This window comes from Aquipluma nitroreducens, assembly GCF_009689585.1.
Classification (GTDB): Bacteria; Bacteroidota; Bacteroidia; order Bacteroidales; family Prolixibacteraceae; genus Aquipluma; species Aquipluma nitroreducens.
Genome location: NZ_AP018694.1, coordinates 5,109,436 through 5,124,581 on the forward strand (window position 1 = coordinate 5,109,436; position 15,146 = coordinate 5,124,581).

At 37.8% G+C, this 15,146-nt stretch carries 11 protein-coding genes and 1 tRNA gene; 11 read left to right on the forward strand and 1 reads right to left on the reverse strand.

The features are described 5' to 3' along the window. The first annotated feature begins 51 nt into the window (after window positions 1-51). Window positions 52-699, forward strand: coding sequence for a ribulose-phosphate 3-epimerase (rpe, locus tag AQPE_RS21460; protein WP_318348528.1), 648 nt, complete (start codon window positions 52-54; stop codon window positions 697-699). A gap of 211 nt (window positions 700-910) precedes the next feature. Here rpe and feoB read toward each other — a convergent pair whose 3' ends face one another. Continuing rightward, window positions 911-3,334: a ferrous iron transport protein B gene (gene feoB, locus AQPE_RS21465; RefSeq protein WP_318348529.1), complete on the reverse strand. Its 2,424-nt coding sequence runs from the start codon at window positions 3,332-3,334 to the stop codon at window positions 911-913. A gap of 147 nt (window positions 3,335-3,481) precedes the next feature. Here feoB and AQPE_RS21470 point away from each other — a divergent pair, with 147 nt between their 5' ends. The 10 genes from AQPE_RS21470 to AQPE_RS21515 all read left to right on the forward strand — a co-directional run bounded on the left by AQPE_RS21470 (window position 3,482) and on the right by AQPE_RS21515 (window position 15,123). Continuing rightward, window positions 3,482-4,204 (forward strand): hypothetical protein, encoded by a 723-nt coding sequence (locus tag AQPE_RS21470; protein ID WP_318348530.1) that lies wholly within the window; start codon window positions 3,482-3,484, stop codon window positions 4,202-4,204. A 122-nt stretch (window positions 4,205-4,326) separates the two neighbouring features. Further along, on the forward strand, window positions 4,327-4,620 hold the full coding sequence (locus AQPE_RS21475; protein WP_318348531.1) for an MTH1187 family thiamine-binding protein: 294 nt from the start codon (window positions 4,327-4,329) through the stop codon (window positions 4,618-4,620). 69 nt (window positions 4,621-4,689) lie between these two features. Further along, window positions 4,690-4,762, forward strand: a tRNA-Arg gene (locus AQPE_RS21480). A gap of 290 nt (window positions 4,763-5,052) precedes the next feature. Continuing rightward, complete coding sequence (locus tag AQPE_RS21485; protein WP_318348532.1) at window positions 5,053-5,613, forward strand: RNA polymerase sigma-70 factor; 561 nt, start codon at window positions 5,053-5,055, stop codon at window positions 5,611-5,613. Between the two features lie 91 nt (window positions 5,614-5,704). Beyond that, entirely contained in the window at window positions 5,705-6,652 is a 948-nt protein-coding gene (locus AQPE_RS21490) for a FecR family protein (protein ID WP_318348533.1), read from the forward strand. A 199-nt stretch (window positions 6,653-6,851) separates the two neighbouring features. After that, complete coding sequence (locus tag AQPE_RS21495; protein WP_318348534.1) at window positions 6,852-10,178, forward strand: TonB-dependent receptor; 3,327 nt, start codon at window positions 6,852-6,854, stop codon at window positions 10,176-10,178. An 18-nt stretch (window positions 10,179-10,196) separates the two neighbouring features. Beyond that, a complete protein-coding gene (locus tag AQPE_RS21500; protein ID WP_318348535.1) occupies window positions 10,197-11,684 on the forward strand; it encodes a RagB/SusD family nutrient uptake outer membrane protein in 1,488 nt (495 codons plus the stop codon). Between the two features lie 159 nt (window positions 11,685-11,843). Beyond that, window positions 11,844-12,812 carry a sulfatase-like hydrolase/transferase gene (locus tag AQPE_RS21505; RefSeq protein WP_318348536.1) on the forward strand — a complete coding sequence of 323 codons (969 nt, stop codon included), beginning with the start codon at window positions 11,844-11,846 and terminating at the stop codon, window positions 12,810-12,812. Then, entirely contained in the window at window positions 12,767-13,495 is a 729-nt protein-coding gene (locus AQPE_RS21510; protein WP_318348537.1) for a sulfatase/phosphatase domain-containing protein, read from the forward strand. Before AQPE_RS21505 ends, AQPE_RS21510 begins: the two co-directional genes overlap by 46 nt. Before the next feature lie 152 nt (window positions 13,496-13,647). Next, the gene (locus AQPE_RS21515) at window positions 13,648-15,123 is read left to right on the forward strand and encodes a sulfatase family protein (RefSeq protein WP_318348538.1); all 1,476 of its coding nucleotides are present in this window, start codon (window positions 13,648-13,650) and stop codon (window positions 15,121-15,123) included. Window positions 15,124-15,146 lie beyond the last annotated feature (23 nt).

Below are 15,146 nucleotides of genomic sequence, written 5' to 3' on the forward strand. Positions count from 1 at the left end.
GATATTCGATAAAAAGGATAAAATCTTACATTTGGAATAAAATTGTTACTTATGAAACTTGTCGCACCATCAATACTTGCTGCTAATTTTAACCGTCTAGGCGAAGAAGTTGAAATGCTTAATCGGAGTGAGGCCGATTTTGTCCATTGTGATGTTATGGATGGTGTTTTTGTCCCTAATATTTCGTTTGGTATTCCAATCATTCAAGCTGTTAATCAAATAAGTATCAAACCGCTTGATGTTCACCTTATGATCGTAAATCCTGATAAATATATCAGCGATTTCTTTAAGGCAGGCGCTTCGATTATTACTGTTCATTACGAAGCTTGCACTCATTTGCATCGCACCATTCAGCAAATTAAGAGCCTTGGAATAAAGGCAAGTGTTTGTCTCAATCCGCATTCACCGGTAGCTTTACTTGAAGATATTATTTCAGAATTGGATATGGTTTTGCTGATGTCGGTAAATCCAGGCTTTGGTGGTCAGTTATTTATCGAAAATACTTATCAGAAAGTTGTTGCATTGAAAGAGATGATCTTAAAGCGAAATTTAAAAACCCAGATCGAGGTTGATGGTGGCGTGAATTTCGAAGTGGGGAAAAAACTTTATGAATCGGGTGTTGATATTTTGGTTGCTGGCAGCTTTGTCTTTAATGCAAATAGTCCGATTGAAACTATCGCGGCATTGAAAAAATTATAATTGCATCCTGAATTGATTATAATTTGTCGGTTTGTCTTTTTTGAATTGCTGGATTTCTTTTATTTCACATCCGCCTGAACATCCACTACATTTTGTCGTATTGCCAGATTTTTTTCCAACAAGGTTGAAAAACTGGAGAATGTTTAGCGCCAATGCGCCAAAAGCAACTGATATAATTAGATAGGCAATGATATCCTGTATCATGATTGTATTACATTAAGATGTATGTTGAAACCCGAAACACCAAAAATGAAATTATCCAGGCAACACTCGTCGTGTAAACAACTGTAAATAAAGCCCATTTTATTTTTCCTGATTCGCTTCTTATTGTAGCAATAACACCTAAACAGGGGAAATAGATCAGTACAAAAGCAATAAAAGCCAGAGCTACTGGTATTGAGATCACTTTTTCTCCTTTCTTTTCACCTGAAATGTATTCTTCCTGAGTTAATTTGGCACTTAGCCCAACGTTTTTGTGATCCTGTTCAACCTGATACAAAACGCCCATTGTGCTAACGATTATTTCTTTAGCAGGAAGCCCGGCCAGCAGGCTAACACTCATTTTCCAGTCGAAACCTAAAGGCGACATAACAGGCTGAATAAATTGTCCCAATTGTCCCAGATAGCTATCTTGCAATCTTTGGCTTTGACTCTTAACCTGACTGGATTGATTGGCAACTATTTCAGGTATATTGCTATTGTCAGATGGAATTTCTCTTGGAAAATAGCCTAAAGCCCAGATGATTATAACACCGATTAATATTACTCCTCCGATTTTCTGTAAATACTGTCTGGCTTTATCCCACATGTGAATAAGTATGTTTTTCACAGTAGGTAGCCGGTAGGGCGGCAGTTCCAATACAAAAGGTGTTTCTTTACTCTTAAAAATAGTGCGGTTAAGAAGCTGTGCAGTCAAAAAGGCAATTAATATTCCGGAGAAATAAATGACACTTAGCACCAAAGCTGGATTTTGCGGGAAGAATGCCGTAATAAAAAGCACATAAACCGGAAGCCTTGCACTGCATGACATGAAAGGAATTATAAGCATGGTTAGCAATCGATCGCTCGGGCTACGAAGCGTTCGTGTAGCCATTATTGCCGGTACATTGCAACCAAAACCCATTACCATTGGAATGAAAGACCGTCCATGCAATCCAAAGCGGTGCATTATTTTATCCATGATAAAGGCGGCTCTGGCCATGTAACCGGAGTCTTCCATAAAGGAAAGAAAAAGGAATAAAATCAGGATATTGGGTAGAAACACCAAAACACTCCCAGTCCCATCAATGATGCCATGAATAATAAGATCTTTGAGCATGCCATTAGGGAGTAGTTCTGAAATATGCTGACTGATAAACGCGATCAGGTTTTCGATCCAATGCATTGGTATAGCGCCAATTTTGAACGTTGCAAAAAAAGCTAATGAGATGGAAAGAATAAATATAGGAAATCCGAGTATGTTGTTAGTGAGTATTTTGTCTATCTTTTCTGAAGTCTTTGCGGTATTTTTCCTTCTTTGTTTGTAGGTCTCTTGAAGAGCTCCTGAAATAAATCCATACTTCGCATCGGTTATAACTGTTTCACTATCTTCGTTGTAGATGCTTTCAATTCGCTTGATTTCACTTTGAGCAGCCTTTTCAATTTCAGCAAAATTTGGATATGAAGTCAGTGATTCAATGGTTTGCTTGTCACGTTCGAGCAATTTGATGGATAAAAAACGCGAAGAAATTGTATCTGTAATCGGTTTTTCGAGTTTTATCTTTTTTCTCAGCGATTGAATTGATTTTTCGAGCTCAATACCATAATTGATGTGAATGTGTCTTACAATTGGATCCTGATCTTCATATACTTCAATGGTCTTTTCAATCAACTCCTGAATGCCTTTCCCTTTGGAGCTTACCAATGGGATAATTGGTATTCCGATGAGTTTTCCCAAACTCCGGTAATCAAATTTTCCACCGTTCCTTAATAATTCATCATACATATTCAAGGCAATAACAACCTTGATGTCCATATCAATTAATTGAGTAGTCAGGAAGAGATTTCGTTCCAAATTAGACGAGTCAATCACGTTGATTACAATGTCAGGAGTTTCGTCCATGATAAAGTTTCTGACATAGATTTCTTCCGGAGAATAAGCCGTTAAAGAATAAGTACCTGGTAGGTCGAAAATATTAAAGAGATATCCGTTGTTGGTGAAAGTTGCTTTCTTGGCGTCAATGGTAACTCCACTGTAGTTTCCTACGTGTTCTTTTGAACCTGAGAGAAAATTAAACAAGGTTGTTTTTCCACAGTTTGGATTTCCGACCAAGGCAATATTGAGAGTACGTTCTTTCTCTTTTGCTGAAATTTTTAGATTTTCATAATCGATAACTCCTTCAAAGTTTTGAGCTACGAATGTATGAGCTTCGTCTTGACTTACGACTTCGATTAGATTAGCTTCAGTCCGGCGAAGAGTAATGTTGTAATCCAAAATTTTATACTCAATGGGACCATTAAAAGGGGCATTTTTGATTACGGTTACCTCTTTCCCTTTCACAAAACCCATTTCAGTGATTCTTTTACGAAAAGAACCATGCCCTAAAACCTTCGTGATAATTACTGTTTCTTTATTTTTTACTTCAGAGAGTCGCACAATTATTGTATGAGGAGCTATACTAATTTAAACTAAATAAGAATAACGGCGCAAAGATATTTAAGTTTTGATAAAACTCTTAAAAAATATTGCTTTCTTGAAGAATCAAAATTGATTCGGTTACTTTTGCATTTCAGGAATAACAGTATGGACGAAGATAACATATATAAAAAGATTCAAGATGCGATTTCTTCTTTGCCTGAGAATTTCAGCATACTTGAGGAACAAATTGATGTTGAGCTACAGATGGAGTACTTCAACTATGGCAGGGATCTAAAATCGGGTTTCCCAGCTGAACTTATTCTTCAACATCAGAATGACCTTTTTGATTCGGCCATAGCACTTGAAGAGAAGAAGAATTTATTGGTTCTGTTGGCTTCGCAAGAAAAAGTTGAAGCCTTTCGAACGATCGAAAAATATGCTCAACATCCTGATCCTGAGTTGAGAGAATGGAGTATTTTAGCTTTGCAGGAAAGCAGAATGGTCATTCAAAGTTCTCTAATGGATGAACAGCAGGTTTATATTTCAACCGGACTTGGTGGAAAGGATCAGAAGCTTAGGTATTTTGTGGTTTTTATTGGGAATGAGAATGTCGAAAAATATTCTACGGTTCAACGTAAGTTGATTAAGACCGAATTGGAATATGCCCTTACTCAGAGTAATGGTATTCTTGAAGAAATTAGTTTTAAAAAAGACCTTGCCATTGCTATATTGCTTTTGCCTGTTAAGTCAGATATTCAGGGCGTTTTCAGCAGTGTTATCAATGAATGCAATCAGTATGGCGATTTTGTCCGTCCGGATATAATTATTACAAATGTGAAACGCATGAGTGTGGATGAAATCAGAAGGTTTATCAATCGAGAAAAATAATTAAAATGAAACGAGCCATTAGTAAAAATCACTCACGCGGGTATGACTAATTGATGAGTTCCCTGCCCGCCCAAAGGCTTGTCAGGCGGGCATAAGGCAATTAAAAAGCAAATTATAGATATATGAAAAATAAAATTAATTTGGCAATTCAGGTGCTGCCCAGGTCATCATCAAAAGGGACATATGAATTGGTTGATGTTGCAATTGAATTAATCCAAAAATCAGGGCTTAAATATCGTGTTTGTCCGTTTGAAACGGTGATTGAAGGCTATTATGATGAGGTAATGATGCTTGTGAAAGACATTCATGAGGCTGTTTATGCTGGAGGTGCCGAAGAAATGATAACTAACATTAAAATACAAACACGTTATAATCAGGACGTTTTTATTGATGATAAAATGAATAAATACGATTAGTTAAAAAAACTAGATTTGAGAGTTGTTTTTATTCTCTTAAGTATTATCTTTGCAACGCTTTTAGCAAATGGCCCCGTAGCTTAATGGATAGAGCATCTGACTACGGATCAGAAGGTTGCAGGTTCGAGTCTTGCCGGGGTCACAAAACAGGGATTTTATCATGTATGATAGAATCCTTTTTTTTTGTCCTTTTAGAACCCTTGCCAACCTCGGGGATCGGTCTAACTCATGGGGAAGAAATCATTCCAAACAGATATATTCCATAGCCACACTTTACTAAAACGTTCAATCATGATTTAAGGTTTGAATACTCGAAACTACAATCGAAAAATAGTTTTCTTTATCAATTAAATACAACCACGTAGTGTTTGATTTAAGTGATGTAAATTGGAAACAATAATTTTTTAAGTTTACAGAGCAAAATATGGAATGATGTCATTTGATTCGGTGAATAGCTTTAATGAAATATATAATTCCTTTTACAGAAAATCATTTTTGTATGTAAAATCATATGTACACGATGATATGGCAGCCGAAGACATTGTTTCAGAATCGTTGATCAAGCTGTGGCAGCAAATGAAACAACAACCAATCAACCCAATACCTCCTTATTTATTTGTAATTCTTAAAAATCGTTCGCTTGATTATTTAAAACATCAATCAATAATTCGATCGGTGCATCTTAATTTGGCTGAAACCTTAACCCGTGAAATTGAAATTCGAACAACTAGTCTGGAGATGAGCGACCCGATTGATATTTTCTCTACTGAAGTTAGTCAAATCATAGAATCAACGCTAGACGCGCTACCCCAAAAAACAAGAGAGATTTTTAAATTGAGCAAGTTCGGAAATAAACCTCACAAAGAAATTGCCGAATTATATCAAATTTCTGTAAAAGGAGTAGATTATCACATTATGCTTTCGGTCAAAGAGTTGAGGTCGGCGCTTAAAGATTATTTGCCGTTGTTGGGCACACTTACTTTTCTGAATTAAAAAAACATTAGAAGTTTACTAGTGATTATTCTTCTTGAATCGTTTTGGTATCAGATGAGGAAATAAAACAGCTTCCTTTCTGATAATTAAAATGGATACAGAACTAATAATCAAATACATTGAAGGGGATGGGACCGATTCGGAGATGGTAGCCATTACCAATTGGCTGGATGCTGATCCTGAAAATATGAAGGAATATCTGGCGCTTCGCAAACTGCACGATATTACCATTTGGCAAACTTCACCCGCCGTAAAGCCAGAGCAGGAAACCAATGGCAAAAACTACCTTTCACGGAAAATAACCTTCGTAGGAATAATGAAATATGCTGCCATATTAATAGTAGCAATTATCGTTTCACGATTTGTTTTTCCTGAATTTAAGTCGGAACATACACTTGCCATGCAATCATTGTATGTTCCGGCTGGACAACGGGCTGAAATTACACTGGAAGATGGAACAAAAGTCTGGCTAAATGCCAATACGACGTTAATTTTCCCGAATCAATTTTCCGGACAAACCCGTGAGGTAAGTATCAGCGGAGAAGGTTATTTTGAGGTCGTTTCTAATAAGCTTAAGCCATTCATAGTTAAAACCGAAAAGTACAACATTAAAGTCTGGGGTACTAAGTTCAATGTAATGGCTTATTCAGGTTACGAAAACTTTGAAACTGCTTTATTTGAGGGATCTGTAGAAGTACTGAAACATGGAGGTTCAAAGGGAATACTGATTCAACCTGACCAACGGATATTTCAGAAAAATGAAAAACTAACTATTGCTCCTATTACCGATTTGAATCACCAACTCTGGAAAGACGGGATTATCAGTTTTCAGGATGAATCGTTTGCTGAATTGGTGAATAAGCTACGACTTTATTTTGATTTGAAAATTGAAGTAAAGAATAATAAGATTCTGAATCACCAATATACAGGTAAGTTCCGGACCAAAGATGGAGTTGAGCATATTCTTAAGGTTCTTCAGTTGAGAAACAAGTTCAACTATACGATTGATGAAAAAACTAATTCGATAACTATCGAATAAATAATGTCTAACTATAATTAAGAATTGCCAATGAAATGAAAATGAAAAAGCCGGGAAGTGCGCTAACACCTTCCGGCCAAAGGTCAAAACCAGATCTGCTCTCTTAAACAAAATCAAGTATTAACCATCAAAAAACAAATGTATGAAAAATTATTTGTCAGAGGAATTCTTTGACTTAACTAAACAACTATTCCGAAAGATGAGAACAACATGTCTTCTGATTCTGGTGTTTGCATCATCGCTTTTTGCCACTAACGTTAATTCGCAGGTAGCAAAAGTGAGTTTGTCCATCAAGAATTCAAACCTCATTCAAGTTTTAAATGCCATTGAACGACAGACAGATTACCTGTTTGTGTATAACAAAAATGAGATTGATTTAAATCGTGAAATAAATATGGAGGTGAAGGAGCAATCTGTTGCTACCGTACTTTCAGGAATATTTCAGAGCACAGGCATAAGTTATGCGATGGAAGGCAACAACATTGTGCTTTTTAATAAAGTGGACAACCTCCTGCAGCAGCAAAAATCAGTTTCAGGAAAAGTTACTGATAACACTGGAGCTGGTTTACCTGGTGTTTCAGTTGTTGTAAAGGGCACTACTACCGGTGTTATTACCGATATGGATGGTAAATTTTCAGTTCCAAAAATTCCGGATAATGCCATTTTGCAATTCTCGTTTGTGGGAATGAAGTCACAGGAATATACAGTTGGTAATAAGACAACGATAAACATTACTCTAATTGAAGATGCAATTGGAATAGAAGAAGTGGTGGCAATTGGTTATGGAACAGTAAAAAAAAGTGACCTGACAGGTTCTGTTTCATCGGTTAAAACAGGCGAGTTACAGCAGACTCCTATGACATCGATAGATCAGGGATTGGTTGGCAGGGCATCTGGGGTGCAGGTTACACAAACATCAGGTATGCCTGGTGCTGTGGCATCAATTCGGGTTCGCGGTAGTAGCTCTCTTCAGGGCGGAAATGAGCCTCTTTATGTTATTGATGGATTTCCGGTATATAGTGGCAGCGGTTTTGGAAACACCGGAGGTAATGTGCAGATGAGCGGACTTTCAACTGTTAATCCTAACGATATTGAATCTATAGAGATTCTTAAAGATGCTGCTGCAACTGCCATTTATGGAGCTCGTGCCGCAAACGGTGTTGTGTTGATTACAACAAAAACAGGTAAAAAGGGTCACGATGTTGTTACATTTGAAGCAAATTACGGCATCCAGAATATAACAAAAAAGATTGATGTCATGGGTGCTCAGGAATATGCTGCCTTGGTTAATGAGGCTTACACAAATGACAAGTTAACAGCCCCATACAACGCTGAAAAGTTGGCTGAAATCGCAAAGTTAGGTCGTGGTACCGATTGGCAGGACGAAATATTCAGGGTAGGAAAGACACAAAATTATCAGTTAACATTTTCAGGGGGAGATGAAAAAACCTCATATGCTGTTTCCGGAAGTTATTTCGATCAACAAGGTGTAATAATCAATTCTAACTTCAAGCGTTATTCCACCCGATTGAATTTGGACCGAAAAATTAATGAAGTATTTAAAATTGGAACAAATTTTTCAATTAGCCACACCATAAATAATGCTATTGCAACTGACTCAGGCGGAGAAACAGGTGTTATTACCGGAGCATTAAAAATGAATCCAATTTTACCTGTTTATTCTAATCCTTTAACTGGAGAATATACACAGGTTAATACTCCTGGAACCCTTGAACCTAATCCGGTAGCAACTGCAAAAGAGCAGATTTTTAACAATGCAACTTCCCGTATTTTGGGTGATATTTATGGAGAGTGGAAAATTGCAGAGGGATTGGTCGCTAAAGTAACTATTGGTGCTGACGTTCTCTATGACAAAGCAAACCAATATACGCCTTCTACAATTTATCAATCAAATGGAAAAGCAACAGGTACCATTGGCGTAAATCGTTCCATAAACTGGTTGAATGAAAATACCCTTAACTGGACTAAAACTTTTAACAAAATTCATTCATTCAATGTACTTGGTGGTTTTACGATGCAGCAAAACAATACAGAATATGTCATGGCATCGTCATCTAGTTTTGTAAACAACATCATGACATTTAACAACCTGGGTGCTGGAGCACTATACAATCAACCAGGATCTTCAGCTGAACAATGGAACTTAATGTCATACCTTTCACGTGTTAATTACACCTTGATGAACAGATATCTGTTTTCAGTAAATGCACGGGTAGATGGCTCTTCTCGTTTTGGAACGAATAACAAATTTGGATTTTTCCCTTCAGGCTCTTTTGGATGGCGGGTTACTGAAGAAAAATTTATGCAATCACTCAAAAAAACGGTAACTAACTTGAAAATAAGGGGTAGTTATGGTTTTACCGGAAATACTGAAATTGGTGTTTACCAGTCGCTCGCAACATTAGGCAATGCCAGCTGGATGATTGGAAATCAGCTGGTCTCAGGGTTCTATCCCAATAGAATACCAAATCCGGACCTGCAATGGGAAAGGACAGGACAGCTCGATTTTGGGTTCGATCTGGGTTTATATCAAAACAGGATTCGATTTACAGCCGATTATTACAGAAAGAAGACAACGGACTTACTGTACGATGTGTCTGTTCCAGCTGTTTCTGGTTATCAAACAATGCTAAAAAACATTGGAAGCGTTGAGAATAAGGGGATTGAACTATCTGTTGAAAGTGACAATCTTACCGGTGCATTTAGGTGGACAACAGCATTCAATATTTCATTTAATAAGAATAAAGTTATTGAATTGGGTGGCGAAGCATATAAGGAAATGCCTAATGGAGATGATCATCTTAAAACTGGTTCGTTCCGTCGTTTAGTTGTTGGTCAACCTATTGGAGTATTCTATGGATACCGTTTTGATGGTATTTTTCAAAACACCGATGAAACTGCCAAGCAAACTTCGTCAACCTCTCCAATTGGCGTTGGATTGCGCAGGTACAAAGATTTAAATGGCGATGGAAAAGTTGATGCAACAAATGACCGGGAAATATTAGGTGATGCAAACCCCAAATTCTTTGGTGGACTTACGAATACATTTAGTTATAAAAATATTGAACTAACTTGTTTCTTTCAGTATTGCTACGGAAACAAAATCTTCAATTACAATGCTATAGGTTCGGAAACGCCAACTGGTGGAGAAAATGTTTATGCTGATCTAGTCTATAGATGGACCCCTACGAACCCCAGCAACATTTATCCAAAAGCCAATACAAATCGCGCTGTTTTAGTTAGCGACCGGTTTGTTGAGGACGGCTCTTATATCAAGTTTAAAACATTGTCATTATCCTATAATTTCCAAAATCTAAAAATCAAAAACATACAAGGAATCAAAATCTATGTTACTGGGCAGAATTTGCTGACATGGACAAATTATCGTGGATATGATCCTGAAGTAAGTTATCGAGGAGCTTCAACCTTGCAGGCAGGTGAGGATTACGGGGGCTATCCACAGTCCAGAACGATAATGATGGGTGTTAAAATCGATATGAAATAATCTGAAAATCTGATAACAATGAAAAAAATATTATTCTATAGCCTTTTGACTTTTCTGTCTGTTTTTTCATCTTGTTCTTCTTTTTTAGATGAAAAACCTACAGACCGATTAGTTGTTGATAATTTTTACTCGAGCGCCAAAGATGGGCAAGCTGCGGTTGATGCCGCCTATGCACAGCTTAATACATTGTATAATCGGTTAATGTACATGTTGGCCGACTTACCTACTGACGATATGAAAAATGGTCTTGGTATGCCAAATGCATTTTTACAAAACCTTGAATTCCTGCGTATTGATTCGCAGAATACGTTTGTAAAAGACATGTGGGTTAACTGTTATGCCGGAATATCCCGTGCCAATGCGGCGATCAATAATATTCCAAAGATTACTATGGATGAGACGCTTAAAAACAGGCTGATTGGCGAGGCCAGGTTTTTAAGGGCTCTGTACTATTTTAATTTGGTCCGTTTTTTTGGAGACGTTCCATTAATCACGAAACTTGAGTCAATTAACGATGCGATGGGCCCCCGTGTCCCTAAAGACCAAATCTATCAGTTAATAATTGATGATTTAAGTTTTGCAGAAGCAAATCTGCCTTTGAGAAAAGATTACGGAACTAAAGAAGAAGGTCGTGCCACAAAAGGCGCTGCTAAAATTTTACTTGGTAAAGTTTATCTTACTAAAGGTGATTATGCAAAGGCTAAAGATAAATTAGCAGAAGTAGTTGAGGCTGAAAATAATTTTGGTTATGGGTTAGTAGCCAATTATGCAGATAATTGGAATCCTGCTAAGGAACCAGGAATTGAAGCCGTATTTTACCTGGAGTATAAGAAAGCACCATATACTTCAAATGGAGAGATGGGACTTGCTGGGCCTAAATACTCAATTCCTGGAGGTAACATCGGAGTAACTGGTTCGAATGAAGCTGATATACCCACTCGAGAATTATATGATTTGTTTGATCCCAAAGATACGCGTAGAAGTAAAGATTTTAAATTTGATTTTCTTAATCCATTAACTGGTAAAGTCTTAACTTCATCAATTCCTCTTTCTGGAAAGTTCTGGTTGGATGGTATTCTTTCTTCTGCTGATTGTGATGTCAATATGCATATCATTCGTTATGCTGATGCTATCCTTATGTATGCAGAAGCCCTTAATGAAACTGGTTCGTCAGAAAACGCATTAGCACAGCTAAACCGAATAAGAACTCGTGCATTTGGCGATGCAAGTGGAAACCTAACGTCTATGTCAAAGGACGAATTTAAAAAGGCAGTAATTAATGAACGTAGATTGGAGTTTGTACATGAAGGAAATCGCTGGTTCGATTTGTCGAGAACAGGAACCTTTGTTCAACGCATGAAAGATCATAGTGCATACGAATCAAAAGTTGCTGAGAAAAATAAGACTGATATTGCTCTTAATGTTAAAGATGCACATCTTCTCATGCCAATTCCTCAGTTAGAGAGGGATTTGAATAAAGAACTGACACAAAATCCAGGATATTAACTAAATAACAATTTAAGTAAGACTAGAGTCATTGTTACTCTGGTCTTACTTAAATTTAATGATAATGGGATTACTTAAATGTTATTCTGGAAATTTAGATTTGATCGATATGACATTCTTGGATAAAATTCATAATTGAGATTTTTTAAAATATAAAAAATGAGTTATAAACTAACTATACCTAACAGTAAGATTACTGGGATAATAGGTTTTGCAGCAATAATTGGCGGATGTTCTCCAGCCCCCAAAGCTGAAAACACACGACCCAACATTATTTTTATCATGAGCGACGATCATGCCTTTCAGGCCATCAGCGCTTATGGCGGCCCATTGGCCAAACTGGCGCCCACACCCAACATCGATCGAATTGCCCATGACGGTATGATTTTCAACCGGTGTATGGTGACCAATTCCATTTGTGGTCCTTCGAGAGCCACTATACTTTCGGGTAAATACAGTCATGTCAATGGATTTATAGACAATACTGCTGATGCGAAGTTTGATTTCTCACAAAATACTTATGCGAAGGAACTCCAAAAAGCAGGTTATCGCACAGCTGTCATTGGGAAACTGCATTTGGGCGGTGTCCCAACTGGTTTTGATTATTACGACATTCTCCCGGGACAGGGACGGTATTATAACCCTCAGTTTATAAATCAGCAGGGCCAGTACGAAGTGGAGGGCTATGCTACTGAAGTGATCGCCGACAAAACAGTTAAATTTCTGAGCGAGGCAAAAGGCTCAAAACAACCGTTTATGGTAATGGTGTGGCAAAAAGCGCCACATCGGAGCTGGGAACCTGGCCCAAATGAATTGGGCCTGTATGAAAATACTACGTTCCCCGAACCTGAAACTCTTTTTGATGATTATTCGGGAGACCGAAAAGCAGCAGCATTAAATAATATGACCATTGCCCATACGATGACCCTCGACCGCGACCTAAAAATGTCGGACCAGCCACGAGCTGGGTTAAACAAGCAACAACTTCAGAAATGGGACTCAATCTATCTTCCTATTTATGAGAAATTCAAAAAGACAATCCTACGGGTAAAGATCTGGTACGTTTCAAATACCAGCGTTACATGCGCGATTACCTCGCCTGTATTGCGGCAGTTGATAAAAGCGTAGGCAAGGTATTGGATTATTTAAAAGAAAGCGGTCTCGATAAAAATACCATTGTGATTTATACTTCCGACCAGGGATTTTATCTGGGCGAACACGGTTGGTTCGATAAGCGCTGGATGTACAAAGAATCGTTACAAACTCCATTGTTAATAAGCTGGCCCGGAGTTATTAAACCGGGAACTGTAAACAATGATATGGTTTCGAATCTTGATTTTGGTGAAACAATCCTCGATGCAGCCGGTGCAACAATCCCGGCCGAAATGCAGGGTCGAAGCTTTGTTCCGGTACTGGAGGGAAATACTCCGGACGATTGGCGTCAGTCTCATTATTACCACTATTACGAGCATCCTTCAGAACACAATGTCATGCGTCATTACGGAATCACCACCAAGCGCTACAAACTGATTCACTTTTACTACGATATCGACGAATGGGAAATGTACGATTTAGAGAAAGACCCACACGAGATGAAGAATATATATAACGATCCGTTGTATGCAGAAGTGCAAAAAGATCTGCACAACCAATTGGATCAGCTTCGGAAACATTACGGCGACAGTGATTCGCTTTCGAAGAAATTCATTGATGAGTACAATGAAAAAGTGAAAAAGAATCCACGCATCGAATACTGGAAGCTTTCGGCTAAGGATATGCAAAAATTATTCACACAACCCGCAAGCAAATAAGTTGGTCGTTCAAAAAAATGCAATTTTTTCAAACATTCACTTTAACGTAGCATATATTGTAAAGGTAATCTATCGATTTTATGAGTGACTCCATAGCATCGGCCTAGAATTTTTTTTTAACATCATTACCTAACTTAAAAAAATGATTACTAATGAATATTGTTCCCAAAGTATCTATAGGACTATCGTTGCTTGTCTCCGGATCATATGCTTTCAGCCAGGTAAGTATTAAATCTCAAATTCAAAAGCCCAACATTATTCTCATTTTAGTTGATGATATGGGGTATGGCGATTTGAGTTGTACTGGTGGTGTACAGTATAAAACACCAAATCTTGATCGAATGGCGGCCCAGGGAATTCGTTTTACAAACTTTCTCTCGGCTCAGGCTGTATGCAGTGCATCGCGTGCAGGTATTTTAACTGGATGTTATCCCAATCGGGTTGGAATATCTGGGGCACTCATGCCAAACTCGGTAATTGGGTTAAACCCATCAGAAGTCATTATTCCGGAAATATTAAAAGAGAAAGGATATAAGTCGGCTGCAATCGGGAAATGGCATTTGGGCGATAATCGTCAGTTTTTGCCTCTTCAGCAAGGCTTTGATGAATACCTGGGACTTCCTTATTCAAATGATATGTGGCCCGTTTTCTTTGATGGCAGCCGAAATATTTCAAAAGAATATGCCCGTAAATTAAATTATCCTGAATTACCATTGATTAGGAATAATGATAAAATTCAAGAGTTGAAAACTTTAGATGACCAATCTGGTCTGACTACATCATATACTGAAACGGCAATTGATTTTATCAAAAGGAATAAGAGTAATCCTTTCTTTTTGTATCTGGCACATTCTATGCCACATGTTCCGCTTGCGGTTTCCTCCAAGTTTAAAGGCAAAAGTGAACAAGGCTTATATGGCGATGTAATGATGGAAATAGATTGGTCGATAGGAGAGATTTTGAAAACGCTCAAAAATAATGGATTAGATAAAAATACGCTTGTTATTTTCACTTCTGACAATGGTCCGTGGATTAATTTTGGCAATCATGCCGGATCAACAGGTGGTTTACGCGAGGGAAAAGGGAATAGTTTTGAAGGAGGACAGCGTGTTCCATGTATTATGAAATGGCCGGGACATATCAAGGAAGGAACTATTTGCAATAAGCTTGCTTCAACGATTGATATTCTGCCAACATTGGCTTCAATTACCAATTCGCCACTTCCGGAGAAGCAAATTGATGGAGTGAATATTTTGCCTTTAATGGAAGGCGTTGAAAATGCTAATCCACGAGAAACATTTTTATATTATTATCGGAAGAACAGTTTGGAAGCTGTTCGAAAGGGAGATTGGAAACTGGTTTTTGCTCATCCTGGCCGTACTTACATTGGTTTTAAGCCGGGAGTTGATGGATTTCCTGGAGAAGTGAATGAGAACTTCCCAATTGAAGAAGGTCTTTACGATCTTAGGCGCGATCCGGGAGAACGATACAATGTAAAAGAATATTATCCTGAAGTAGTTGTCGAACTTAAAAAGCTAGCTGATGAAGCACGCGTCGACTTAGGGGATGATATTCAACAGATTGAAGGAAAAAATCGTAGGATTTCTGGTCGGATAAATCTTAATTAAATTAGTCTTGATTAATTCAAATA

What these genes read in the sequence shown, in the direction of transcription:
- AQPE_RS21485 (WP_318348532.1), top strand. Translation starts at nt 5,053, where the DNA reads ATGTCATTTGATTCGGTGAATAGCTTTAATGAAATATATAATTCCTTT.
- AQPE_RS21515 (WP_318348538.1), top strand. Translation starts at nt 13,648, where the DNA reads ATGAATATTGTTCCCAAAGTATCTATAGGACTATCGTTGCTTGTCTCC.
- AQPE_RS21500 (WP_318348535.1), top strand. Translation starts at nt 10,197, where the DNA reads ATGAAAAAAATATTATTCTATAGCCTTTTGACTTTTCTGTCTGTTTTT.
- AQPE_RS21495 (WP_318348534.1), top strand. Translation starts at nt 6,852, where the DNA reads ATGAGAACAACATGTCTTCTGATTCTGGTGTTTGCATCATCGCTTTTT.
- rpe (WP_318348528.1), top strand. Translation starts at nt 52, where the DNA reads ATGAAACTTGTCGCACCATCAATACTTGCTGCTAATTTTAACCGTCTA.
- AQPE_RS21470 (WP_318348530.1), top strand. Translation starts at nt 3,482, where the DNA reads ATGGACGAAGATAACATATATAAAAAGATTCAAGATGCGATTTCTTCT.
- AQPE_RS21475 (WP_318348531.1), top strand. Translation starts at nt 4,327, where the DNA reads ATGAAAAATAAAATTAATTTGGCAATTCAGGTGCTGCCCAGGTCATCA.
- AQPE_RS21505 (WP_318348536.1), top strand. Translation starts at nt 11,844, where the DNA reads ATGAGTTATAAACTAACTATACCTAACAGTAAGATTACTGGGATAATA.
- AQPE_RS21490 (WP_318348533.1), top strand. Translation starts at nt 5,705, where the DNA reads ATGGATACAGAACTAATAATCAAATACATTGAAGGGGATGGGACCGAT.
- AQPE_RS21510 (WP_318348537.1), top strand. Translation starts at nt 12,767, where the DNA reads ATGCGCGATTACCTCGCCTGTATTGCGGCAGTTGATAAAAGCGTAGGC.